This is a genomic window from Albibacterium profundi (assembly GCF_042159835.1).
Lineage (GTDB): Bacteria > Bacteroidota > Bacteroidia > Sphingobacteriales > Sphingobacteriaceae > Albibacterium > Albibacterium profundi.
This window is the reverse complement of the sequence record NZ_JBBVGT010000002.1, coordinates 428,132-450,422: the sequence shown is the minus strand read 5'-3', so window position 1 is coordinate 450,422 and position 22,291 is coordinate 428,132. Positions and strand designations below refer to the sequence as shown.

At 41.2% G+C, this 22,291-nt stretch carries 17 protein-coding genes; 11 read left to right on the top strand and 6 right to left on the bottom strand.

Going from position 1 to position 22,291, the window contains the following annotated elements; all coding sequences use genetic code 11:
• Window positions 1–119: 119 nt before the first annotated feature.
• From WKR92_RS03300 to WKR92_RS03285, 4 genes are all read left to right on the top strand, one after another.
• The gene (locus tag WKR92_RS03300) at window positions 120–2,183 is read left to right on the top strand and encodes a glucoamylase family protein (RefSeq protein ID WP_375556410.1); all 2,064 of its coding nucleotides are present in this window, start codon (window positions 120–122) and stop codon (window positions 2,181–2,183) included.
• A gap of 87 nt (window positions 2,184–2,270) precedes the next feature.
• Complete coding sequence (gene rpsU, locus WKR92_RS03295; protein ID WP_375556409.1) at window positions 2,271–2,462, top strand: 30S ribosomal protein S21; 192 nt, start codon at window positions 2,271–2,273, stop codon at window positions 2,460–2,462.
• Window positions 2,463–2,531: 69 nt separating this feature from the next.
• Window positions 2,532–3,413, top strand: a complete 882-nt coding sequence (locus WKR92_RS03290; protein WP_375556408.1) for a tyrosine-type recombinase/integrase — start codon at window positions 2,532–2,534, stop codon at window positions 3,411–3,413.
• Between the two features lie 14 nt (window positions 3,414–3,427).
• Window positions 3,428–3,781, top strand: coding sequence for an HPF/RaiA family ribosome-associated protein (locus tag WKR92_RS03285; RefSeq protein ID WP_375556407.1), 354 nt, complete (start codon window positions 3,428–3,430; stop codon window positions 3,779–3,781).
• Window positions 3,782–3,865: 84 nt separating this feature from the next.
• Here the strand turns inward: WKR92_RS03285 and WKR92_RS03280 are convergent, their stop codons facing one another.
• Both WKR92_RS03280 and WKR92_RS03275 read right to left on the bottom strand, forming a co-directional pair.
• Window positions 3,866–5,401: an OmpP1/FadL family transporter gene (locus WKR92_RS03280; RefSeq protein WP_375556406.1), complete on the bottom strand. Its 1,536-nt coding sequence runs from the start codon at window positions 5,399–5,401 to the stop codon at window positions 3,866–3,868.
• A 77-nt stretch (window positions 5,402–5,478) separates the two neighbouring features.
• Window positions 5,479–6,453 carry a hypothetical protein gene (locus WKR92_RS03275; RefSeq protein ID WP_375556405.1) on the bottom strand — a complete coding sequence of 325 codons (975 nt, stop codon included), beginning with the start codon at window positions 6,451–6,453 and terminating at the stop codon, window positions 5,479–5,481.
• Window positions 6,454–6,641: 188 nt separating this feature from the next.
• On the opposite strand from WKR92_RS03275, the gene proS reads away from it, so the two are divergent.
• A complete protein-coding gene (gene proS, locus WKR92_RS03270) occupies window positions 6,642–8,114 on the top strand; it encodes a proline--tRNA ligase (protein ID WP_375556404.1) in 1,473 nt (490 codons plus the stop codon).
• Between the two features lie 28 nt (window positions 8,115–8,142).
• On the opposite strand, the gene WKR92_RS03265 is transcribed toward proS, so the two are convergent.
• A complete protein-coding gene (locus WKR92_RS03265) occupies window positions 8,143–9,090 on the bottom strand; it encodes an L-histidine N(alpha)-methyltransferase (RefSeq protein ID WP_375556403.1) in 948 nt (315 codons plus the stop codon).
• 10 nt (window positions 9,091–9,100) lie between these two features.
• Window positions 9,101–10,276, bottom strand: a complete 1,176-nt coding sequence (egtB, locus tag WKR92_RS03260; RefSeq protein WP_375556402.1) for an ergothioneine biosynthesis protein EgtB — start codon at window positions 10,274–10,276, stop codon at window positions 9,101–9,103.
• 126 nt (window positions 10,277–10,402) lie between these two features.
• On the opposite strand from egtB, the gene WKR92_RS03255 reads away from it, so the two are divergent.
• Entirely contained in the window at window positions 10,403–11,542 is a 1,140-nt protein-coding gene (locus WKR92_RS03255; protein ID WP_375556401.1) for a cystathionine gamma-synthase, read from the top strand.
• Between the two features lie 53 nt (window positions 11,543–11,595).
• Here WKR92_RS03255 and WKR92_RS03250 read toward each other — a convergent pair whose 3' ends face one another.
• The gene (locus WKR92_RS03250) at window positions 11,596–12,360 is read right to left on the bottom strand and encodes a DeoR/GlpR family DNA-binding transcription regulator (protein ID WP_375556400.1); all 765 of its coding nucleotides are present in this window, start codon (window positions 12,358–12,360) and stop codon (window positions 11,596–11,598) included.
• A gap of 148 nt (window positions 12,361–12,508) precedes the next feature.
• On the opposite strand from WKR92_RS03250, the gene glpK reads away from it, so the two are divergent.
• The 5 genes from glpK (at window position 12,509) to WKR92_RS03225 (ending at window position 20,482) form a co-directional block, all read left to right on the top strand.
• Window positions 12,509–14,011 (top strand): glycerol kinase GlpK, encoded by a 1,503-nt coding sequence (gene glpK / locus WKR92_RS03245; protein WP_375556399.1) that lies wholly within the window; start codon window positions 12,509–12,511, stop codon window positions 14,009–14,011.
• Between the two features lie 25 nt (window positions 14,012–14,036).
• Window positions 14,037–14,765 (top strand): MIP/aquaporin family protein, encoded by a 729-nt coding sequence (locus WKR92_RS03240; protein ID WP_375556398.1) that lies wholly within the window; start codon window positions 14,037–14,039, stop codon window positions 14,763–14,765.
• Window positions 14,766–14,997: 232 nt separating this feature from the next.
• On the top strand, window positions 14,998–16,266 hold the full coding sequence (locus tag WKR92_RS03235) for a Gfo/Idh/MocA family oxidoreductase (protein ID WP_375556397.1): 1,269 nt from the start codon (window positions 14,998–15,000) through the stop codon (window positions 16,264–16,266).
• Between the two features lie 37 nt (window positions 16,267–16,303).
• On the top strand, window positions 16,304–19,705 hold the full coding sequence (locus tag WKR92_RS03230) for a 3-keto-alpha-glucoside-1,2-lyase-like domain-containing protein (protein ID WP_375556396.1): 3,402 nt from the start codon (window positions 16,304–16,306) through the stop codon (window positions 19,703–19,705).
• Between the two features lie 36 nt (window positions 19,706–19,741).
• Entirely contained in the window at window positions 19,742–20,482 is a 741-nt protein-coding gene (locus WKR92_RS03225) for a 3-keto-disaccharide hydrolase (RefSeq protein WP_375556395.1), read from the top strand.
• A 280-nt stretch (window positions 20,483–20,762) separates the two neighbouring features.
• Here WKR92_RS03225 and WKR92_RS03220 read toward each other — a convergent pair whose 3' ends face one another.
• Complete coding sequence (locus tag WKR92_RS03220; protein ID WP_375556394.1) at window positions 20,763–22,190, bottom strand: alanine/glycine:cation symporter family protein; 1,428 nt, start codon at window positions 22,188–22,190, stop codon at window positions 20,763–20,765.
• Between the last annotated feature and the right edge of the window lie 101 nt (window positions 22,191–22,291).

Sequence of the window (22,291 nt, the reverse complement as noted above, 5' to 3'; positions counted from 1 at the left end):
TTGAGGTTATGAAGCAAACTTACTTTAATTTTTATTTCACCCTTTTTAGTTTTATAATTTGCTTTTCTTCCAGCGTCCGGGCCGAAACTTATCCAGATGTTTTATTTGCCAATAGCGTTTTGCCTAATAGCTATTCTGGCAGTAAGGTTGAATATTCGGGTGCAAGTTGGATTATGAATATAAAAGGTAATCTGCCAGTATCAGATTCGGTTTTTTTTACGCCTAAGAACTCCTTGGTGTTGAAGTATATATCGGCGAGTAAAGGCCAGTGGACAGCAGATATTTTCTATCCGGATAGTTATCTGCCAGAAAGGAACTCAGCGTTAATTTTTAAATTATATGTTCAGTCATCAACAAGCTTGGCGGAGCTACCTGCCGTTGAGCTAATTCGTGCAGATTCGAGTTATACGAAGAGAGTTCAACTAGCGAACTATATTGATTCATATCAGGAAAATATGTGGGTGTCGGTTGAGATACCCTTGGAGCAAATTGGATTTGCTGATGACGGAGCCAGAATTATGGGAATTCGCTTTTCACAGATAGGAACAGATGGTAAGAATCACCAGCTGTATATTGACCAAATAGAAGTTCTTCCACGTAAGACTCCTCAGAACCGACTGACAGGTGCAGCCGTAATACAGGATGTTAAGGCATATGAAAGACACGTAGATATATCATGGCGTCTGCCGTTGACGCCAAGCTTGCGTTATATTAAGATATATCGCTCAGAAGACAATAAGAATTTTCAACCTGTCGCTATTCGACCCATTTTTTCCAATCGTTACAGTGATGTAGTGCCTGAAACTGGCAAAGAATATTATTATAAAATAGCCTGGGTTGATTATCAATATCGTGAATCCCCATTCAGTAACGTAGAGAAAGCGCAAACGAAAGTATTAACGGATGCGGAGTTGCTTGATATGGTGCATCAGGCGAATATTCAATATTTCGCAGATGGAGCCGAATTTAATAGCGGTATGCAATTGCTAAAGCCAGCAACAAAAAGTGCTATCGTTTCGCCCGCTCTAACGGGTGTTGCTATCATGGCCTCCATTAGTGGCGTTGAACAAAAGGTTTTTACAAGAGAACAGTTTACCGCTCGGATTCAGAAGATTATTAGATTCTTAAGAGGAGCAGAAGCACGGTACGGCGCATTTCCGGCTTTGATGGATGGACGATCGGGTGAAGGTGTTTATTCTAAAGAGAGTGGTTTTACGGTGGATCTGAGCGGTACCTCTTTGCTAATACAAGGACTCTTGACAGCTAAACAGTATTTAAGTGAAAATAATGCAGTCGAAATCGAGGTTCGTAAGAAAATAGACGAAATATGGAACGCAGTGCAATGGAATCAATTTACTAGGAACGGAAATTCTTATTTATACACAAATTGGTCTGAGAAATATGGGTTTGAGAATGCCCTACCCTTATTAGGAAGAGATGCGCTAACCACCTACTTGCTGGCGCTGGCTTCCCCAAGTCATAATATTGAGTTGAATTTTTACAATGACGCATTAAACAGATTTTATAAAGTGGATTCTTCCTTAGTGGATGAAATTGAAGAACTCAGCCTTCCTCAGGTTGATACAAATATGACGAGCCAGGATTTAACGGCGACCCTTAAGCCGGCCGTTCAGCTTGTTGATACTACTGAGTCTGAAATTGCGAAAGAACGTATATATTATGGCCTGTCTTTAGATGTAGCAAATGTGGATGAGTCATTGAGTAGCCTTCTATCATCGTTCTTGGTGTTTGATCCACGAGGTAAGCGTGATCAATTTGCGAACTACTATCACGAGCTACAAAACCATGTTCTTATCCAGTTACGTAGATCCTCGGAGAAGGGCGTATTGCCAATCAGTTTGAGTCGGGGATTGATCGTAAACTCCAAAGGTCTCATCTCTCCTTCATCAATTGTTGCAGCATACCCGATCAATCCTGAGTTTGCTATAAAAAATTTAGCAAGTACGTATCGGCAATATCCGGAGCTATTTTGGAATGAATACGGCTTTCGTACAATTAACCTCGTTGAAAATAAGGAGAACACCCAATGGCAAGGGGTACGTTACGGTATTTCGGCTGTTATGATTGAAAATGGTAAAAGTAATTTGATTTGGGATCTGTTTTCGAGAGATGAAGACATTAAACCGGTCGTCGATGTGCTGTTTACGCCCGATCCTGAATAAAAATACCTTTTAAATTTTTGTGTTCTAGATTGATTTGTTTATCTTTGCAACTCTAAAAATTTATAACGAAAGGGGGTAGTTAACCATATGATTATAGTAAATGTTAAAGAAGGCGAATCTTTGGATAGGGCGTTAAAGCGTTTCAAGAAGAAATTCGAAAAAACGGGTGTCCTTAGGGAATTGCGTTCTCGTCAAGCTTATGAGAAGAAGTCGATCTCCCGTCGTGTTCAAGTGAAGAAAGCAATATACAAGCAGAAATTGAATCAAGAGACGATTTAATTCTTATTGTCTTTACATATTAAAAAACTATTTGTAACTTCAAAGCATTGAGGGAGCAAATAGTTTTTTATGTTTTTAGAGCGTTTCATAAATTTCCTAAAGTACGAAAAGAACTATTCTGTTCATAGCATTCATGCATATGAAAGAGACATTCGAACTTATTTAGACTATCTGACCAAGAATGGCTTTCAAGTTCAGGATGCGACTCACCATCAAATACGGGCTTTTCTGGCCCAGCTAATGGAAAGGAAGCTTCAACCTAGAAGTATTAATCGTACCATTTCATCCCTTAAATCATTCCATAAGTTTTTACTTCGTGAACAGATAATTGACGTTAATCCGGTAGCATTAGTCAAGATGCTAAAAACGCCAAAGAATCTACCTCATTTTATTCCATCTAATGATATAATCAAGATGCTGGATTCAGAAGGGGGTTTTTCAAATGACTTCCAAGGGTATCGAGATCGAGTCGTGGTTGAAATTTTGTTTGGTACAGGAGTTCGTCGTTCAGAATTATTACAAATCTCTGAACATGATATCGATTTTATGCAGGGTACGATTCGTATATTTGGTAAAGGGAGTAAAGAAAGATTGGTTCCCATTACATCTTCGTTAAGTGAGGTAATAAAGGAATATATAGTTCTTAAAGAAAAACATAATTTTAACAACACAAGTTCGAAGTTGATTGTTACAAATAAAGGAGAAGACGCGTATGCAGAACTAATTTATCAGGTTGTCCGAAATAGATTAGGATTGATCTCGTCCAAACAGAAAAGAAGTCCGCATGTATTGAGACATAGCATAGCGACGGCCATGCTTAACAATGGAGCTCAACTAAACGACATTAAGGAACTGCTGGGTCATTCTAGTCTTGCATCTACGCAAGTCTATACGCATAACTCAGTTGAACGGTTGAAATATATTTATAAACAGGCCCATCCAAAGGCTTAAAAAAAGGAGGAAAGATGAACATTACTGTGCAATCTATTCATTTTGATGCAGATCAAAAATTAGTTGATTTTATTCAGCGAAAAACAAACAAACTAACTCAGTTTTATGACCAATTGTTAGATGGAATCTGCTATTTAAAGTTAGAAAATGGCGAAAGTGAGGCAAATAAAATAGCAGAATTTAAAATTAATATACCAGGAAACCAGTTGTTCGCGAAAGGGCAAGCAAAAAGTTTTGAAGAAGCGACAGACTTAGCCGTTGAGTCATTGAGAAGACAGATTAATAAGCAAAAAACCCGAGAAAATAGAACAGTCCTCAGCAATCATAAAGACGTAATGGTTGAGATTGAGAACAAAGAGGAGATATAAATTTATTTTTATTTAAAATGCAAGAGGCGCTTAAATTTTATTTAAGCGCCTCTTGCATTTTAAGACATTGTTGGATCGGTATTGTTAAAACTTAAATCCGACGGTTAAAAATACATTATTTCTACTGTTCTTAATTGATGCTGTATTGGATGGGTACTCGATCGACTGATAAGGCGTGTACTCCATGTCTGATCGTTGATTTAAGTAAGTTAGATCTATATACGTATTATTAATCCTGTAGCCTAATCCACCCGATATAGTTTGTGCCGTGCTTTCCAACCCATCTTGATACGGGTTGCCGCGATAATTATAACCAGCCCGTAGTAGGAAGTCAGATGCTAAACGATACTCACCACCCAAGCGGAAATTTACCGCGCTCTGATATATATTGGCAATGTCTTCGTCTGAGGCGGTGTTTACATCGGCATAATCGGTCGTAATACGCATACTCGCATAATCAACATACTCCACATCTGCGGTAATTAGTCCTTCTGTGAATATAGCTGACACTCCTGCATTTAAGCGATAAGGAGTCCTTAATTTATATTCGTCATAAAATAATTCTTCATCCGATACATATTCAAAAAATGCATCTCCAGTCTCCGGGTCAACCATCCAGCTGTCGAAATACATGCTGTAGTCATCTGTAACCGTATACCAAGTGGGTGATGTCGCGGAAAATCCTACTTGAAACATATTGTCTGGCTTATAGATGAAGCCGACAGTCCCGTTAAAACCCGTTCCATTTGTTTTTTGCACGCTCGATGAACTCAACTCATAGTCTGCGTATACAAAATCATACGCCTCATGATTGGGATCTAAGAAGTCGGATCCGGGATTAATTGCTGCGATCTCTCCCTCTTCTTTCATAAAGCCAATTTCGTCGAATCGTCGTTCTTTACGGTAGCTGAAGCCCGCGATGCCGATGGATGCTCCGACGTATAGCTTGTTACTATAATTAGCGCCAAATGCTATATTAGTTTGAAATTGGTTGCCTGTCCGCTTGTCTAAATTGCCCTGACTGTTTGAGGTACTCTCGCTGGCGGCAGGGAAGTAGAAGCCTTCGCTTTCGTTATAATCAAGCAAGTAGCTTTCATAACCCCAGTCACCGAACGCAGGTTCATAGCTTGGGTCATTCGCTGCTTCTGCTAGGAAATTGGTATAGCTACTTGTGTTATTTTCTCCTATAAAGTCGATCGTTGAATTGAAGTCATTGGTTTTAGTATAACCAATACCTATATTGAAGTTTAACCAACCCGTATTACGTCCTACAGTAGAACGCACCGGCATATGAAATACAGCACCACCCTGACTTAACGAGAATTTCTCTTTAGTTCCCGTAGTTGAAGTTCCATAATAGCTGCTTTTACTTTGACTGTTCAAATAGTCAAAACTTAAGCCTGCATCAGACGTATTAAAAAAGCCTAATCCAGCTGGGTTGCCGGTGATCGAACTGAGATCGCCACCTAGGGATGTGTTTGCACTACCCATTGCCTTAAATCTAGCCGTGGATCCAAGGTCAGGTTGAGAAAACAGAAGCCCGTCTTCAACGTACTGAGCTTGACTTAGGCCAATCATGCAAAATGCAGAAAGCAAAAAACTAGTTATTTCTTTTTTCATATCGGAGTTCTAAATTGAATTTGAAAAGAAAAGTCGGCCGGTATCGGCCGACTTATAATGTATGTTTGTTTAGCTTTTTAGCGTTGTGAGCGTGAAGAACTCGAGCTACCTCTGCTTGAGCTAGGTCTGCTCGCTGGTGCAGAGCTTCTCGGCGGAGTACTTCTTACCGTTGGAGTCGGACGTGAGCGTTGGGCCGGTCTCGCTTGCGGGCGTTGAGTCGGTCTGCTTTGTGTTGCCGGACGTCTCACTTCCTGACTACGTGTTCTTGGTGTTGGACGATCAGAAGTTGGCCTCCTGTTTGATGGAGTTGGTCGTGCTTCCGTGCTACGAGTCCGACTTCTTTCGATACTTGTTGGACGCTGTGTCCCGTTGGCTGTTGAGCGCGTTCTTTGCAGTCTATCGCCGGTAGACGGTCTCGTCGCAGTTATCCCGCTGCGGGTTCTATTGGTCGATGATCCTATTGAAGGTCTTGTAGTTCTTCGAACATTATCCGTCCCGATTCTCGTAGGACGAACCCGACGGTCTCGGATATTACCTGTATAATATCCTCCGCCACCATAGTAACCTCCACCATAGTAACCTCCACCATAATAGCCACCGCCATAATACGAATAAGGTCCCCAGTAACCACCATAATATGGATTACCCCAACCTAAGCGTGAGTAGCCATAATATGGACTATACCAACTGTTCCATCCGAATCCGAATGAGAGTCCTGAATAGAACGGGCTATAATAGGCCCAGTGATTTATCCATGGATCGTAGTAGGGCAGACCCGGCGTACCGTAATAAAAACGACTAATCCTAGTAGCATAAGACATTCCATCGTAATAACCGTCATAGTAGTCCTGATTGGAATAGTTATCTTCGTAATACTCCTCTTCCTCATACCGTTCGTTGTCACTTTGAGCAACGACCACAGCCTCTGCATCCCGCCCGTAAACATCATCAGGAAATGTTTGCGCGGTCTGGTTCATTGATGCACATGAGCCTAAAAAAGCCATGACACCCATGAGTCCCAAGCCATTTAATATTTTGTATTTCAGTTTCATCTTGTTTTAGTTTTTGCGGTTTTCGTACAGCAATTACTTATTTGACTAATTTAATATGCTGAGGTTTAATGCGTATGTTAAAAATTTCTAATATAAAAGCCACAATATTAATAAATCCGTATAACTTTGTGTATAAAGAATTGATTAGTATTTGACTTTAATATAGCTAATAAAACTGATAAATTACAATGGGTAAGGGTATTACAAGTAGAACGGAAGATTATTCCCAATGGTATAATGAGCTGGTCGATAAAGCCGATTTAGCCGAACATTCCGCGGTTCGTGGCTGCATGGTCATTAAGCCATACGGTTTCGCTATTTGGGAAAAAATGCAGGCCGCTTTGGACAAAATGTTTAAAGACACCGGGCATAGTAACGCGTATTTTCCTTTATTCATTCCTAAGTCATTTTTTTCGAAGGAAGCGTCGCACGTAGAAGGTTTTGCCACCGAATGTGCCGTTGTGACTCATTATCGGTTGAAAAATGATGGTACAGGTAACATTGTTGTTGATGAGGAAGCAAAGTTAGAAGAAGAGCTCATAGTGAGGCCAACGTCGGAGACAATCATTTGGAATACCTACCGCGGATGGATTGAATCCTATCGCGATTTACCTATCCTTGTCAATCAATGGGCCAATGTTGTCCGCTGGGAAATGCGTACGCGTTTATTCTTGCGAACTGCTGAGTTTTTGTGGCAAGAAGGGCATACTGCTCACGCCACGCAAGCAGAAGCCATTGCCGAAGCGGAGCAAATGTTAGATGTGTATGCTACTTTCGCTGAACAATGGATGGCTATGCCGGTGGTTCGAGGTAGGAAAACGGAAACTGAGCGCTTCGCTGGTGCTGTTGATACTTACTGTATTGAAGCTTTAATGCAAGATGGGAAAGCTTTGCAAGCGGGTACATCCCATTTTTTGGGACAAAATTTTGCGAAGGCTTTCGATGTCAAGTTCACGTCGAAGGAAGGAAAATTGGAGCATGTTTGGGCCACCTCATGGGGCGTGTCAACACGCTTGATGGGCGCACTTATTATGGCTCATTCGGATGACGCTGGGTTGGTTTTACCACCTATGTTGGCACCCATTCAAGTCGTTATTGTACCTATTTATAAGACCGAAGAAGAAAGGCAGGAAATTAATCTACTGGTTGACGAGTTAATGGCGGCAGGGAAACAGAAAGATATCTCGATGAAATTTGATGACCGTGATACGCATCGTCCTGGGTTTAAGTTTGCAGAGTGGGAGTTAAAAGGTGTACCTGTGCGATTAACTGTAGGTGCGCGAGATTTGAAAAATGGGACAGTTGAAATTGCGAGGCGTGATCAACGGACGAAGGAAACCGTATCTAAGGAAGGTTTAATTGACCGAATAGAAACGTTGTTAGCAGATATTCAAGAGTCAATCTTCGATACGGCCAAAACATTCCAAATGGAGAAAACGACGGAAGTTGATTCATACGAAGAATTTAAAGAGGTTCTTGAAAATAAGGGTGGTTTTATTTCCGCGCATTGGGACGGAACAGTTGAAACTGAAAAGCAGATCAAAGAAGAGACGAAAGCGACCATTCGTTGTATTCCTATAAATAATAAACAGGAATTAGGTACTTGTATTGTCACAGGTAAGCCTTCGACACAGCGTGTGTTATTCGCTAAAGCTTATTAAGAAGTTTTTTAGTTTTAAAATAAGGACGTTATTTTTGCCACAGACTATCCACAAAGTACTTTTTGTTGTCAAAAAAGTGTTTTGTGGATTTAAAACCTGAATCTTTGGCTAATGCGTTCAGTTCTGAAATGTCGTATTTTTTTGATACTTCCATATGGATGGGCTCATATGCCTTAAAATGCACTTGAAATTGCTCCGACTTTTTTCCTACCGAAACGATCTGATCAATAGTGCTTACCAAATAACTTCGACACTCACCCGATACCGGGTCATATAAAGGGAAATGCATATACTTGTCGATATTGAAATTTGCGCCCAGCTCCATATTTATCCGCGTCAAAAGATTTAAATTGAAAGCTTTCGTAAGGCCCTCTTGGTCGTTATATGCTCCGAGAATGGTATGAGGATTCTTTTTTAGGTCGACACCGATAAGAAAGAGATCGCCTTTCTGCATGAACTGGTTTACCTGACGACAAAAATCAAGAGCCTGCGGTCGGTTCATATTGCCTACATTTGATCCGAGAAATAAAATAAGTAGGGGTTTTCGACTAATACTACGTTGTTCCCCGAGCATTTTTAGATAATCACCATTTAGGCCGTGAATTTTCAATGAGGGTATCGTTTCCGCGAATTTTTTGTGCAGATGGTTGATCACATTTTGAGAAATGTCAATTGGGTAATAGTTAAAATCGAGCCCCACTTCCTGAAGTGAACGTATCAGGTAGACCGATTTGCTGGCATCGCCTGCTCCGAGTTCAACCAAGTCTAATTCCCGGAAATGGCCTGCAACGATTTTTGACATGTCGCCTGATTGGGTCTTCAAGATTGATAATTCACATCGACTTAGATAGTATTCGTCGGAATGCATCAATCTTTGAAATAGGTGATCGCCTATTTTGTCATAAAAATACTTCGAAGGTAAACTTTTTAGGGGTGCTAGTAAGCCAGCCTTTACGTCTCTATAAAATTCGCTCATTTGTTCTCCATTATATTATGTATCGGATACCTGTAAATTGCCAACGAGCATCCGGATAAAAAAAGTTTCGATACGTTGGTCTGCTGTGATGGGGACTTGTGGCTTCGGAGGCACCCCGGAGCACCATTTGACTAACCATAAACTTTCCATTGTATTCACCGATAGCACCTTCTTCTTTTTTAAAACCAGGGTAAGGTAGATATGCACTTTCTGTCCATTCCCACCGCTGACCCCAGTCAAATTTGTTGCAAGCTGTTTCCCATTCAGCCTCCGTTGGCAGTCGCGTTCCCTTCCAACTTGCGAAGGCAAAAGCTTCATAATAGGAGACATGACAGACTGGAGCATCGGGTTCTATGGGTTTAAAACCATCAAGATGATATCGATGCCATTCCCCTTGATGGAAATGCCAATAAAGCGGAGCTTTTATATTATTTTTGTTTACCCAATCCCAGCCATCAGCATGCCAATAAACAAAGTTCTCATACCCGCCGTCCGTCATGAACTCTAGATATTCATCATTTGTTACGAGTTCGGATGAAATTGCAAATTGATTTAAATAGACTTTATGGCGTCCTTTTTCGTTATCGAAACAAAAGTCCGGGCCGTCAAATCCTATCTCATAAAGACCTTCTTGGCAGACAATGGGTTTTCTTTTCTTGCTTAATTTCTGAATTGGGTACCCCTCGTCGTAAACTGGGAATAATGGGTTATTACCGAAAATATACTTAATGTCGCTGATGAGCAATTCTTGATGTTGCTGTTCATGATTAATGCCGAGAATCATTAGTTTTTGAATCTCAGAACTAATTTCAATTTCATTCAATAAGCGAACTATTTGGGTGTCGACATGACGCCGATAGTCATACACCTGGCCAACAGTTGGTCTACTCAGATTCCCGCGATTTACGCGGATAACACGTTTGCCAACCGACTCGTAATAGCTATTGAATACAAAATTATACTGAGGATTGAACGATTGATAGCCGACGTCGAATTTTGAAAGAATGAACGTTTCAAAAAACCACGATGTGTGCCCAAGATGCCATTTTGGAGGACTAACCTCTCCGATGGGTTGCAATACATAATCTTCGGTTTTCAATGCATGGCAGATACTTTCTGTGTACTGGCGCGTAGAGGTATACAGGTCGATCAAATCAACTTGGGTCGTCGTGTTCATTTTGTTCATAAAACTTCTTGGTTGATGCTCCATTTAATTTGGAGCTTCATGTTTGCGTGTTATCATATTTAGCTGTACCTTGTTTTTATACATTTGTTTATAGAACAAAATATTAATTTAATTGATTTAAAGAATATGAAATTTGCTACGAAGGCCATACATGCAGGCCAATCACCCGATCCAAGTACGGGGGCGGTAATGACCCCTATTTATCAGACAACAACGTATGTTCAGGCATCACCGGGCGATCATAAAGGTTACGAATACTCACGAGGGACAAATCCAACACGAACGGCCTTAGAGAATTGTTTAGCTGCATTAGAAAATGGCCAACATGGTCTCGCTTTCTCTAGCGGAATGGCTGCCACAGAGACCGTTTTGAAACTCTTACGACCGGGCGATGAGGTCATTACCGGAAATGATCTATATGGCGGTACATATCGTATATTTACCAAACTTTTTGAGCCTCTGGGAATCAAGTTTCATTTCATTGATCTTGCCAATCCGGAAAGCATTCGACAATATATCAATGAAAAAACGAAATTGATATGGGTTGAAACACCCACAAATCCCACGATGCAAATCATTGATATCGAATCAGTTTCTAAGATCGCTAAAGAAACTGAAATATTATTCGCTGTAGATAATACGTTTGCCTCCCCTTATTTACAAAATCCATTGGATCTGGGCGCTGATCTCGTGATGCATTCAGTAACTAAATATATTGGTGGTCATTCCGATGTAGTCATGGGGGCGCTGATTGTAAATGACAAAGAATTGTACGACCAACTTTTTTTCTACTACAATGCTTGTGGGAACACTCCGGGACCTCAAGACAGTTTTTTAGTTTTAAGGGGTATCAAAACCTTGCACTTGCGCATGAAAGCGCATTGTGAAAATGGGAGGAAGATTGCGGAAGCATTGAAGCAACACCCAAAAATTGAGAAAGTTTATTGGCCGGGTTTTGAAGATCATACACGCCACGATATTGCAAAAAAGCAGATGCATGATTTTGGAGGAATGTTGTCGGTTGTATTTAAGGACAAGTCATTAGAAAATACATTTAAAATTGCGTCATCGTTTAAAGTATTCTCGCTTGCTGAATCTTTAGGCGGGGTTGAGTCTCTGATTAATCACCCAGCTACCATGACTCACGGTTCGATTCCTAAAGACGTACGAGAAAAAGTAGGAGTTGTAGATAACCTGATACGGCTAAGCGTTGGTATTGAGGATATTGATGATCTATTGGACGATTTGCAGCAAGCACTGTCTTAATTATGTTTTCTGGCTGGGAGCTATTCTCCCAGCCAGAATTTTTTTTAATACCATCAGACGATAATGACCTTGACGCCCTTTGCCTCTAATTGTTCGACCGTGTGAGGTGATACACCATCGTCTGTAATAATTTGGTCAATCTCATCGATATCGCAAATTTTGCCAAAACCACGTTTGCCAAATTTGGATGAATCAGCCAACACAATCGTTTTGTTGGAAACGTTCATCATCTGCCGATTTAAATGAGCCTCCAAAACATTCGTGGTTGTAAGTCCATTTTCAAGATCGATACCATCAACACCGACGAACAATTTACTACAGAAAAAATCTTTGAGAATATCTTCTGCATAAGGTCCCATAACTGAAGAAGAACTTCTTCGCAAGAGACCGCCGAGCATAAGTACATCGATCTCTGGATTTTGTAAAAGCACCTCAGCGACTTGTATGGCTGAAGTTATCACTGTTAAGCTCTCCTTGGTCTTTATGTGACGAGCCAATGCCATTACAGTGGTTCCGGACGCAATGATGATGGAATCGTTCACTTCGATAAGTGCTGAAGCAGCTACGCCTATTTTATTTTTTTCTTCCGTTTGTAACTTCTCCTTTACGTTGACGGGGCGGTCCATGGTATACGGATTGTTTAGTGTGGCTCCGCCATGAACTCGGAACAATAAATTCTTATCCTCAAGCTGTTTCAAATCCTTTCGTATAGTTACGGATGAAACATCTAGCATGTCGCATAGGTCAAGTACACTTACCTTGCCTTCTTCCTTAATTTTTTCTAGAATTATGCGGTGTCTATCGGCTAAACTGATCATTGGTTTGGTTTTTCCGAAATATAGTGAGAATGGATGTAATTCAAAAATTAAATTTATTTTATTGTTTATGTTTTGTTTTTATTGTTGAATTTATAGTTTTGTATAGTTTCGTTTGATTTATTTAAACCGATAAACACTAAATACCAACATGGAAAGCTTTATTTTATCCCTAGATCAGGGCACGACGAGTTCACGAGCTATTATTTTTAATAAGAACGGAAATGTAGTGAGCATCGCTCAGAAGGAATTCCAACAACGTTATCCGTCTCCCGGATGGGTTGAACATGATCCGCTTGAAATTTGGTCCACACAATTAGGAGTTGCTACGGAAGCTGTAAGTAAAGCTGGCCTGTCACCTTCGCAAATCGCCGGTATTGGAATTTCTAACCAACGGGAAACTACAATAGTGTGGGACAAGAATACAGGGAAGCCAATTTTTAACGCCATTGTTTGGCAAGATAGAAGAACAGCAGCCTATTGCGATCAGCTCAAAAAGGATGGTCACGAAGACCGCATTCGACAGAAGACAGGTCTACTAATCGATTCGTATTTTTCGGCTACCAAAATTCGTTGGATTCTTGATAATGTAGAAGGTGCAAAAGATAAAGCAGAAAGGGGAGAACTTGCGTTCGGAACCGTAGACTCTTGGCTGATATGGAAACTAACGAATGGTGAGAAACATATTACAGACGTTTCCAACGCATCTCGTACCATGATTTATAATATACACGATCTGAGTTGGGATCAAGAGTTATTAGATCTATTAGGTATTCCATCAAGCATGCTACCCGAAGTGAAGTCTTCCAGCGAGATTTATGGAGAGACGGCTGGAAACATCTTCTCTGTCAGGATACCAATAGCTGGGATTGGAGGGGATCAGCAAGCTGCTCTTTTCGGTCAATTATGTACAAGGTCAGGAATGGTTAAAAATACCTACGGAACAGGATGTTTTATGTTAATGAATATTGGTTCTGAGCCGATTATTTCCAAAAACAACCTGGTCACAACGGTCGCATGGAAAATTGGGGATAAGGTTAGTTATGCATTAGAAGGAAGTATTTTTATTGCCGGTGCGGTTGTGCAATGGCTGAGAGACGGGCTCGGAATTATTAAAAAGTCCGAGGATGTTGAAGCACTCGCTGCACAGGTGGATGATACTGACGGAGTCTATCTGGTTCCAGCTTTTGCTGGATTAGGTGCCCCCCATTGGGATTCGTACGCACGAGGCACTATCGTTGGTTTATCGCGTGGAACTACTTCAGCACATATTGCCCGAGCTGCATTAGAAAGTATCGCCTTTCAGACCGTTGATATTCTAAAGGCAATGGAAGCAGATTCGGGTGTCGATATCCATGAGCTGCGCGTTGATGGAGGTGCAACAGCAAATAATCTGCTAATGCAGTTCCAGTCGGACATTCTCTCCGCGGACGTTGTTCGTCCACAATTAACCGAGGTTACAGCTATCGGTGCCGCATATTTAGCAGGGCTGGCAGTTGGTTACTGGGAGAACCTTCAAGATATTCAGGAGCAATGGCAAATAGACAGGGTGTTTAAACCTTCACCTGATATGAATATCGATGAAGAAATGAAAAATTGGAACCGTGCTGTGGAGACCGCAAAAGCGTGGTCGAATTTAGAAGACAAGAAGTAATACTCTTGACCATATACTTAAAATTATGTCACCTTTTTTAGCAGAACTGATTGGAACAGCCATCCTGATATTACTCGGTGGGGGCGTTGTTGCTAATGTATTATTAAAAGGAACCAACGGAAATGGGGGTGGTTGGATTGTTATTACAACCGCTTGGGCTCTGGCGGTTTTTACTGGCGTGGTGATCGCCGGCCCCTATAGTGGCGCTCATTTAAACCCAGCGGTAACCTTAGCTATGGTTATTAGTACAGACTTGACTTGGATGGAAGGTCTATCATTTATTCTCGCGCAGTTTATCGGTGCGATGATCGGTGCCTTTTTTGTCTGGCTGATCCATTACGAACATTTTAAGGTTACCGAGGATAGCGGTGCCAAACAAGCCGTTTTCTGTACGTCGCCTGCCATTAGAAATCTACCAATCAATCTATTGGCTGAAACGGTTGGAACCTTCGTTCTTATTTTTGCTGTCTTTTATTTTACGGACGCAGAAATTTCCGATACGCAAACGCCTGTAGGTTTGGGCTCGATTGGTGCGATTCCCGTTGCCTTTGTTGTATGGGTGATCGGTCTGTCACTCGGCGGGACAACTGGTTATGCAATTAACCCGGCACGTGATTTAGGCCCGCGCATTGTACATGCGCTATTGCCTATAAAAAACAAAGCTGGATTTAATTTGAGTTACTCTTGGGTTCCTGTTGTCGGTCCTTTATTAGGTGCTCTGCTAGCTTGTCTGCTGAATGTCATCATTCAGTAATTTACTTTTTATAAGCCGGTCTTCCTTCATTTTGATTTGGAGTCAAAAGAACTCATTATTTCAGGTTGCTAACTTGTGAATGATAAAACGTCGTCGAAAAAGACTAGATCATAAATAAATTGAGGCTTTTTGCCCATCATTTTATTAAAATTATTAATTTAGAAAAATTTTGATTACCCTTTTGGATACTTTTTTATAGGGAAACTTTTAATTATACCATTTCTATTGAATCATGACTAAACAAAAAAATTCAAGACGTGAATTTCTTAAAAACACCGCATTAGCTGCGGCTGCTTTCACAATCGTGCCTCGACATGTATTGGGAGGGCAAGGCTTTTTAGCTCCAAGTGACCATCTTACGAAAGCCGTTATTGGTGTTGGTAGCATGGGCCGTGGGCATTTTGGATATGCAGGAACTAAGACCGTAGCGATCTGTGATGTTGATAAACGGCATTTGCAAATTGCAGCGGGAATGCTAGAAAAGGGCGTTAAGCAGCTTCATGACTATCGTGATCTAATACAACTTCCAGAAGTTGATATTGTTCATATAGCGACTCCTCCGCACTGGCATGGAATCATGGCGGCGGAAGCAGCGAAAGCTGGAAAAGATATATGGTGTGAGAAACCAATGACACGTACAATTGGTGAAGGAAAGCGGGTACGAGAAGCTGTTCAGCAGCACGGTCGTATTTTCCGTTTGAATACTTGGTTTAGATTTGATGCTAACTTTTACGGTATGGCCGTACCAGTAAAGAAAATTAAGAAACTAGTGGATTCTAAGATGTTAGGATGGCCATTGACGGTAACTGTTGGTCGTCACACCGGTTTTGATTGGAAATTTTATTGGGTTGGGAAAGAAAATTTACCCGTAGAAAAAGTACCTGCAGAATTAGATTATGATATGTGGTTAGGACCTGCACCTTATAAACCGTATAGTGAACATCGTACCCATACAACATTCCGTGGCTACTGGGATTACGACGGTGGTGGTCTAGGCGACATGGGACAGCATTATTTAGACCCAATTCAGTATTTCTTAGGTAAAGATAATGAAAGCCCTATCTCTATTGAGGTCGATGCACCCCAGCAACATAGTGATGCTGTTGGAACATGGCGAAAAATAGTATATACCTATGCAGACGGATGTAAAATTGTTTTAGATGGAGAAGGGAAGATTGACGATGTGCCGTATATCGATGGTCCAGATGGGAAATTATATCCTGGTTTTAAATCTGATATACCAAATATGGAGCAGAAATTAGCTGCGTTCCCGGAACCAGAGGCGCAAGTGACAGATTTTGTAGAGGCAGTTAAAGAACGTAAGAAATTTGCTCTGAACGAGGAGAATGGACACCGTTCTTGTACTTTAGTTAATATGGGCTTAACGGCAGTGAGATTAGGTAGAACATTGAAATATGACCCTGTTAAAGAAGAATTTATCAATGATGAGGCAGCGAATCGGTTAATCGACCAACCAATGCGCGGTCCATGGACAATATAAACGAGTCTTAATATCTACCTATCAGAAAACATTAATAATGAAAAAAACTATATATACTTTATTAGCAGCCTTTATGCTGCAAATGCCGGCATTTGCTCAGCAAGACCAACGTACCGCAACGACGAAGGTAGCGGATGTGTTGGCTTTGCAACCGGCTATGGATGAGCAAAAACTAAATGAGGCGATGGCACAACTCGACGGGTTTACGGCATCCGACATCACAGCTCTTGTCAAACGTTTAACACCAGAAGGGCAAGGCGATGACTCCAAGGTTGAATATGCGTCTAATAGTTATGCGTTTTATGTAACGCTTCCAGGAAAAGAAAGTCAACGTGAGAAATTTGTACAAGGATTAATCGCAGCTTTATCTGAGGTTGACGATAAAGACAATAAAGGATTTGTCATCTCCTTACTTCAAAAGGCCGGTAAAGATGATGCGGTTTCGGCGTTAACTCCTTTTTTGTCGGATGAATATTTAGCAGAAAAAGCAGCAAGAGCATTGGCTACTATTGGTACAGATGTCGCCTCAGAAGCGTTGTTAAGTCAACTGCCGGGCGCTAGTGGGCATGCCCAAGTGTCAATCGTAGAAGCATTGGGAGATGCGCGATTTGCGGGTGCTGAGTCTGCAATTATTGACTTGGTAGGCAGTGATGATGTAGATTTAGAGCGTGTAGCTCTATATGCTCTTGCTAATATTGCAGGAACTGCATCGGCTGAAGTTCTCAAAGACGCTGCCGAAAGTGCAGATTATATTTACAATGAATCAAATGCTACGGCTTCATTTATTCATTATGCTAACCAATTGGCAGAAAATGGGAATGAACGCTTAGCTGAAAAGCTCGCCTCACGTTTGCTAAAGGATGCAAAGTCTGATGCACAAGTACATTCACGTATTGCTGCATTGGAGTTGCTAGCACAAATCAACGGTGAGAGCTATACAAAGAAATTAGTGAAAGCAGCATTGGATGATAATTTGGAATATCGCGTGGCTGCTTTAAAATTTGCTGCACCTTATTTGACTGACGCAAATGTTAGCAGGTGGATTAAGGGTATTCGGAAAGGAGATGCTGAAACTAAAGCTGATTTTATTGGGTTCCTAGCCAGTAATGAACAAATTGCTGCGATTCCGGTTATTTCTAAATCGCTAGATAGCGAATCAGAAATTGAGCGTGCAGCTGCTATACATGCTTTAAGTAAGTTGTCCGGAGATGAAGTAGCAGGCAGATTGGTTGAAGTCTTGGCTAATGGAACGGAATCAGACAGAGCTGCGGTAAAAGAAGCGTTTCTTACCATGAAGGGTGATCAAGTGCCGGTTGTATTAACAAAGTCATTGGCGAACGCCAGCGCAGCTGATAAAGCTTTGATACTGGAAGTTCTTACGAGTCGTGCTTATGCCGGTAGCTTTGATGCTGTTCATTCCTTATTAAAAGACAGCGACCCAGCCGTTAAGAAAGCTGCATTTAATGCTCTTACACAAATTTCCAGATCTGATAACTTGCCTGTACTTTTGGGTCTAGTAAAAGAATCTTCTGGTACTGAATTAACGGCTGTGCAGAATGCTATTGTGAATGTTGTGAATACTAGTTCGAGTAAAGAGCAAGATGTTGATCAGGTATTAGGTGCATATGCAGGTGCCGATGAACAGGGAAAAATGGCATTGTTGAAAGTTTTATCGGGCATAGGTGGAGAAAAAGCTCTTGCTGCCGTTTCTCAATCCATTGACAAAGGTGGAGCGAATTTAAAAGGCGCTTCTATCTTAGCTTTGTCCGCTTGGAGTGATGAAGGCGCACTTCGTGAGCTGATTGAGTTGAGTAAGACAACAACTAATCAGCAGCAATTTGATGCTATTCTCAAAGGCATCGTTCGTATTACCGGCGCTGCAACGCTTCCAGACGAGCAAAAAGTATTGATTTATAGAGATTTGATGGATGTTGCTCAAAATATAGATCAGAAGAAGCTCATCTTAGGCAGAATACAAGCGAATGCGACATATAATGCTTTGATCTTTGCGGGTTCATTCCTTGATAATAAGGATCTGCAGGGCGTTGCCGCTAACACCGTGATGAACATTGCATTAAATAATAAAAACCTTTACGGTCAAGATGTACGTGCACTATTGGAACAGGTAATCGGATTGTTAGGCGGTAGTGAAAGCAGCTACCTGAAAGAAGCTGTAAGAAAGCACTTGGCGGAGATGCCAAATGGACCGGGTTATGTCTCGTTGTTCAACGGCAAGGATTTAACAGGATGGAAAGGTTTGGTAGCGAACCCGATAAAACGTGCTCAAATGAGCGAGAAGGAACTTGCTGCTGCTCAAAAGAAAGCCGATGAAGTGATGCGTTCGGGTTGGATTGTTAACGATGGGGTATTGACGTTTACTGGTAAAGGCGACAATATTGCGACTATTAAACAATACGGTGATTTCGAGATGTTGGTAGACTGGAAGCTAGATAAAGATGGGGAAGAAGGGGATGCTGGTGTATACCTACGCGGAACTCCTCAGGTTCAAATCTGGGATATCTCACGTACTGATGTGGGTGCAGAAGTTGGTTCCGGTGGTTTATACAATAACCAAAAGCACGAAAGTAAACCATTGAAAGTTGCAGACAATCCTCTAGGCGAGTGGAATACCTTTAAAATAAAGATGGTTGGTGAAAAAGTAACTGTCTATCTAAACGGCGAATTGGTGGTTGATGATGTTGTACTTGAAAACTATTGGGATAGGAATCAGTCGATTTTCCCAATAGAGCAAATCGAATTACAGGCACACGGAACTTTGGTGTACTACCGAGATGTTTTTATCAAAGAGCTTCCTAGGAAAGAGATTTTTAAATTGAGCGACGCAGAGAAAAGCGAGGGCTTCGAAGTGTTATTTGATGGCACGAATCTAGATTCTTGGACGGGCAATACTGATTCGTATGTAGTGAGCGATGAAGGTACATTAGCCATTTTCCCGAGAGAGGGGTCGGGTGGAAATTTATATACAAAAAAAGAATATAGCGATTTTATTTATCGTTTCGACTTTCGCTTAACACCGGGTGCTAACAACGGAATTGGTGTCCGCGCTCCGTTAACCGGTGATTCAGCTTATCAGGGCATGGAAATCCAAGTGCTAGATAATGGCGCCGATGTATATAAAGATTTGAAAGAATATCAATATCATGGTTCCGTATATGGTGTTATTGCTGCTAAGCGCGGTTTTTTAAAACCTGTCGGTGAATGGAACACACAGGAAATCTACATCAAAGGAGATGATATACGCGTAACGTTAAATGGCACGGTCATATTGGAAGGGAATTTGGCTGAGGCATCACAAAATGGAACATTAGATGGTCGGGATCATCCGGGACTAAAAAGAACAAGCGGACATATAGGATTTTTGGGACACGGCTCGGAAGTACACTTTAAGAACATTCGTGTAAAGGATCTAACTAAATAAGATAAATTAAAAGTGAAATAACGTATAACGATGAAGATGAAAAGAGAACTTATAGCTACTGGCTTAATCGCTGCTGTCGTTGGTTTTTCGGCATGCAACAATCAATCGGCCCAAACAAACGAAAGTGCACAGACGGATAGTGTCGAGTTGGACGCAGAAAGTGAGTGGATCTCGCTTTTTGATGGAGAATCTCTAGCAGGTTGGCATGGGTATAATAAAACGGAGCCTGTTGACAATTGGATTATCGAAGACGGTGCATTAGTTTGTTTGGGTGCAGCCGAACACGATACAGGTGGAGATATTGTTACGGATCGAGAATTCGATAATTTCGAGCTAGTATGGGAGTGGAAATTGGAAGCCGGTAGTAATAGCGGTGTGATGTACCATGTTGTCGAAGATCCGAAATACAAAGGTCCTTATGAAACAGGCCCGGAATATCAGATGATCGATGATGAAGGTTGGCCTGGAGAATTGGAGGAATGGCAAAAAACTGGTGCCGATTACGCGATGAATCTAGCTAATGATAAGAAGAAGGTAAATCCAATCGGTGAATGGAACAGCAGTAAAATCGTTTATGACGATGGTCATGTTGAACATTGGTTGAATGGCGAGAAAATCGTGGATTTTGAAGTCGGGACTGAAGAGTGGAATAGAGAAAAAGAAGAAGGTAAATGGAAGGACTTTCCTGATTATGCGTCTGTAAAAAAAGGTAAGATCGCTTTGCAGGATCATGGCAAAAAGGCTTATTTTAAAAATATTAAAATAAGGGAACTTTAGTAGCCATCGTACTTATAAAAAAGGCAGTAAACGAGCGTTTACTGCCTTTTTTATAAGTACTGATTTTCATGTGAGTCACAGCTTGCCCTGAAACAATCTAAATATTTTTGTGTTATAGATGTATTAATAAATTTTATTTAGAACTAAACTATTATTATGCAAAACTGGCTCAAAACAGTAATAGCAGGTGTCGCTGCATGGAAATGGGGCGGCGGCTGTTTCGGTACGATTATCGTTTTTGTGATTGTTTACTGGCTATTAGGACAAACAGGGTGTTGATTTATGTATCATCACCCCACACTTCCGTATTTTTAATACCTAATTTTTTAGCATTGAAAACAGGGTCTTTTCCTTGTTTTCTTTGTTCTTTATAATCTTTAAAGGCTATCAGAGCAGGTTTCCTTAATAGGAAGATCGCGATCAAGTTGAGCCAAGCCATTAGGCCTACGCCAATGTCACCAAAGGTCCAAGCTAATTGAGCCGATTTCACCGATCCATAGAACGTTGCAGCTAGCAAACCGATCCGGAGCGTCCAGAGCCACCACTTATTCGTTTTTTTAGGCTGCAGGTAACTTAAATTTGTTTCGGCGATATAATAGTATGCCATAATGGTGGTGAAAGCAAAAAACAATAAAGCCACTGCCACAAAACCATGACCGATCGCAGGAAAATGGGTACTTATGGCTGCTTGCGTAAAGCCGGTTGCGTCCACTCCGGGGTTATGGTCAATGATAAATCCTCCTTCAGGATTATTGACATGGTATTGATTAGAGAAAATAATCATTAATGCAGTCGCGGTACAAACAAAGATTGTATCGATATATACCGAAAAAGCTTGTACCAACCCTTGTTTCGCGGGGTGGCTAACTTCAGCGGCAGAAGCTGCATGCGGTGCGGTACCTTGACCTGCTTCGTTTGAGTAAAGACCCCGTTTTACACCCCAAGAAATCGCCATGCCAAAAACTCCTCCAAAGAGGGGCTCTAAGTCGAAGGCTGACCTGAATATTAATCCAAATACATAAGGTACTTCTCGAATATTCAAGATCACAATCACAACGGCCATGAGAACATATGCGCCTGCCATAAAGGGTACGACTATTTCAGCTACTTTTCCGATTCTTTTTACGCCGCCAAAGACAATTAAACCTAACAATAATGTGACTACAGCTCCCGTCATCTCTACAGGAATGTCGAACGCATTGTTCATACTGGATGAGATACTATTGCTCTGAACACCCGGTAGAAATAGGGCTGTACTCAAAATTGTTGCGATGCAAAAGAGTATGGCATACCATTTTACACCCAGTCCTTTTTCGATATAGTACGCCGGGCCACCACGAAATTGACCATCTTTCACGGTTTTGTATATTTGGCCCAAAGTTGCTTCCATATATGCAGAACAAGCACCTAACAAAGCTATTGCCCACATCCAAAAAATTGCTCCCGGACCGCCCATGGCAATAGCCGTGGCTACACCAATGATGTTCCCTGTTCCTACCCGACCTGAGATGGCAATCGTAAAAGCTTGGAAAGACGAGACTCCTTTAGCAGAAGCTTTGCCATTCAAGAGGAGTCTGATCATCTCTCGGATGTACCTGAACTGCATAAACTTCATTGCAAATGTGAAGTAAAGACCTATCGCTACACAAAGAAAAACAAGAGCATCGCTCCAAATAATACCGTTTAAAAAGTTTGCTATTTGTTCCATAAAGAGGCTTTGGTGCCGTAAAGAAAGTGAATTTTAAAGAAAATCACGATTTCAAACGGATGTTTTTTATTTAGTTTATTTGTTAGATTGATCTAAATAAA

Bases quoted from the DNA above. Each gene is read 5' to 3' on its own strand.
- rpsU (WP_375556409.1), top strand. From the start codon at position 2,271: ATGATTATAGTAAATGTTAAAGAAGGCGAATCTTTGGATAGGGCGTTA.
- WKR92_RS03290 (WP_375556408.1), top strand. From the start codon at position 2,532: ATGTTTTTAGAGCGTTTCATAAATTTCCTAAAGTACGAAAAGAACTAT.
- WKR92_RS03285 (WP_375556407.1), top strand. From the start codon at position 3,428: ATGAACATTACTGTGCAATCTATTCATTTTGATGCAGATCAAAAATTA.
- WKR92_RS03280 (WP_375556406.1), bottom strand. From the start codon at position 5,401: ATGAAAAAAGAAATAACTAGTTTTTTGCTTTCTGCATTTTGCATGATT.
- WKR92_RS03275 (WP_375556405.1), bottom strand. From the start codon at position 6,453: ATGAAACTGAAATACAAAATATTAAATGGCTTGGGACTCATGGGTGTC.
- proS (WP_375556404.1), top strand. From the start codon at position 6,642: ATGGGTAAGGGTATTACAAGTAGAACGGAAGATTATTCCCAATGGTAT.
- WKR92_RS03265 (WP_375556403.1), bottom strand. From the start codon at position 9,090: ATGAGCGAATTTTATAGAGACGTAAAGGCTGGCTTACTAGCACCCCTA.
- egtB (WP_375556402.1), bottom strand. From the start codon at position 10,276: ATGAACAAAATGAACACGACGACCCAAGTTGATTTGATCGACCTGTAT.
- WKR92_RS03255 (WP_375556401.1), top strand. From the start codon at position 10,403: ATGAAATTTGCTACGAAGGCCATACATGCAGGCCAATCACCCGATCCA.
- WKR92_RS03250 (WP_375556400.1), bottom strand. From the start codon at position 12,360: ATGATCAGTTTAGCCGATAGACACCGCATAATTCTAGAAAAAATTAAG.
- glpK (WP_375556399.1), top strand. From the start codon at position 12,509: ATGGAAAGCTTTATTTTATCCCTAGATCAGGGCACGACGAGTTCACGA.
- WKR92_RS03240 (WP_375556398.1), top strand. From the start codon at position 14,037: ATGTCACCTTTTTTAGCAGAACTGATTGGAACAGCCATCCTGATATTA.
- WKR92_RS03235 (WP_375556397.1), top strand. From the start codon at position 14,998: ATGACTAAACAAAAAAATTCAAGACGTGAATTTCTTAAAAACACCGCA.
- WKR92_RS03230 (WP_375556396.1), top strand. From the start codon at position 16,304: ATGAAAAAAACTATATATACTTTATTAGCAGCCTTTATGCTGCAAATG.
- WKR92_RS03225 (WP_375556395.1), top strand. From the start codon at position 19,742: ATGAAAAGAGAACTTATAGCTACTGGCTTAATCGCTGCTGTCGTTGGT.
- WKR92_RS03220 (WP_375556394.1), bottom strand. From the start codon at position 22,190: ATGGAACAAATAGCAAACTTTTTAAACGGTATTATTTGGAGCGATGCT.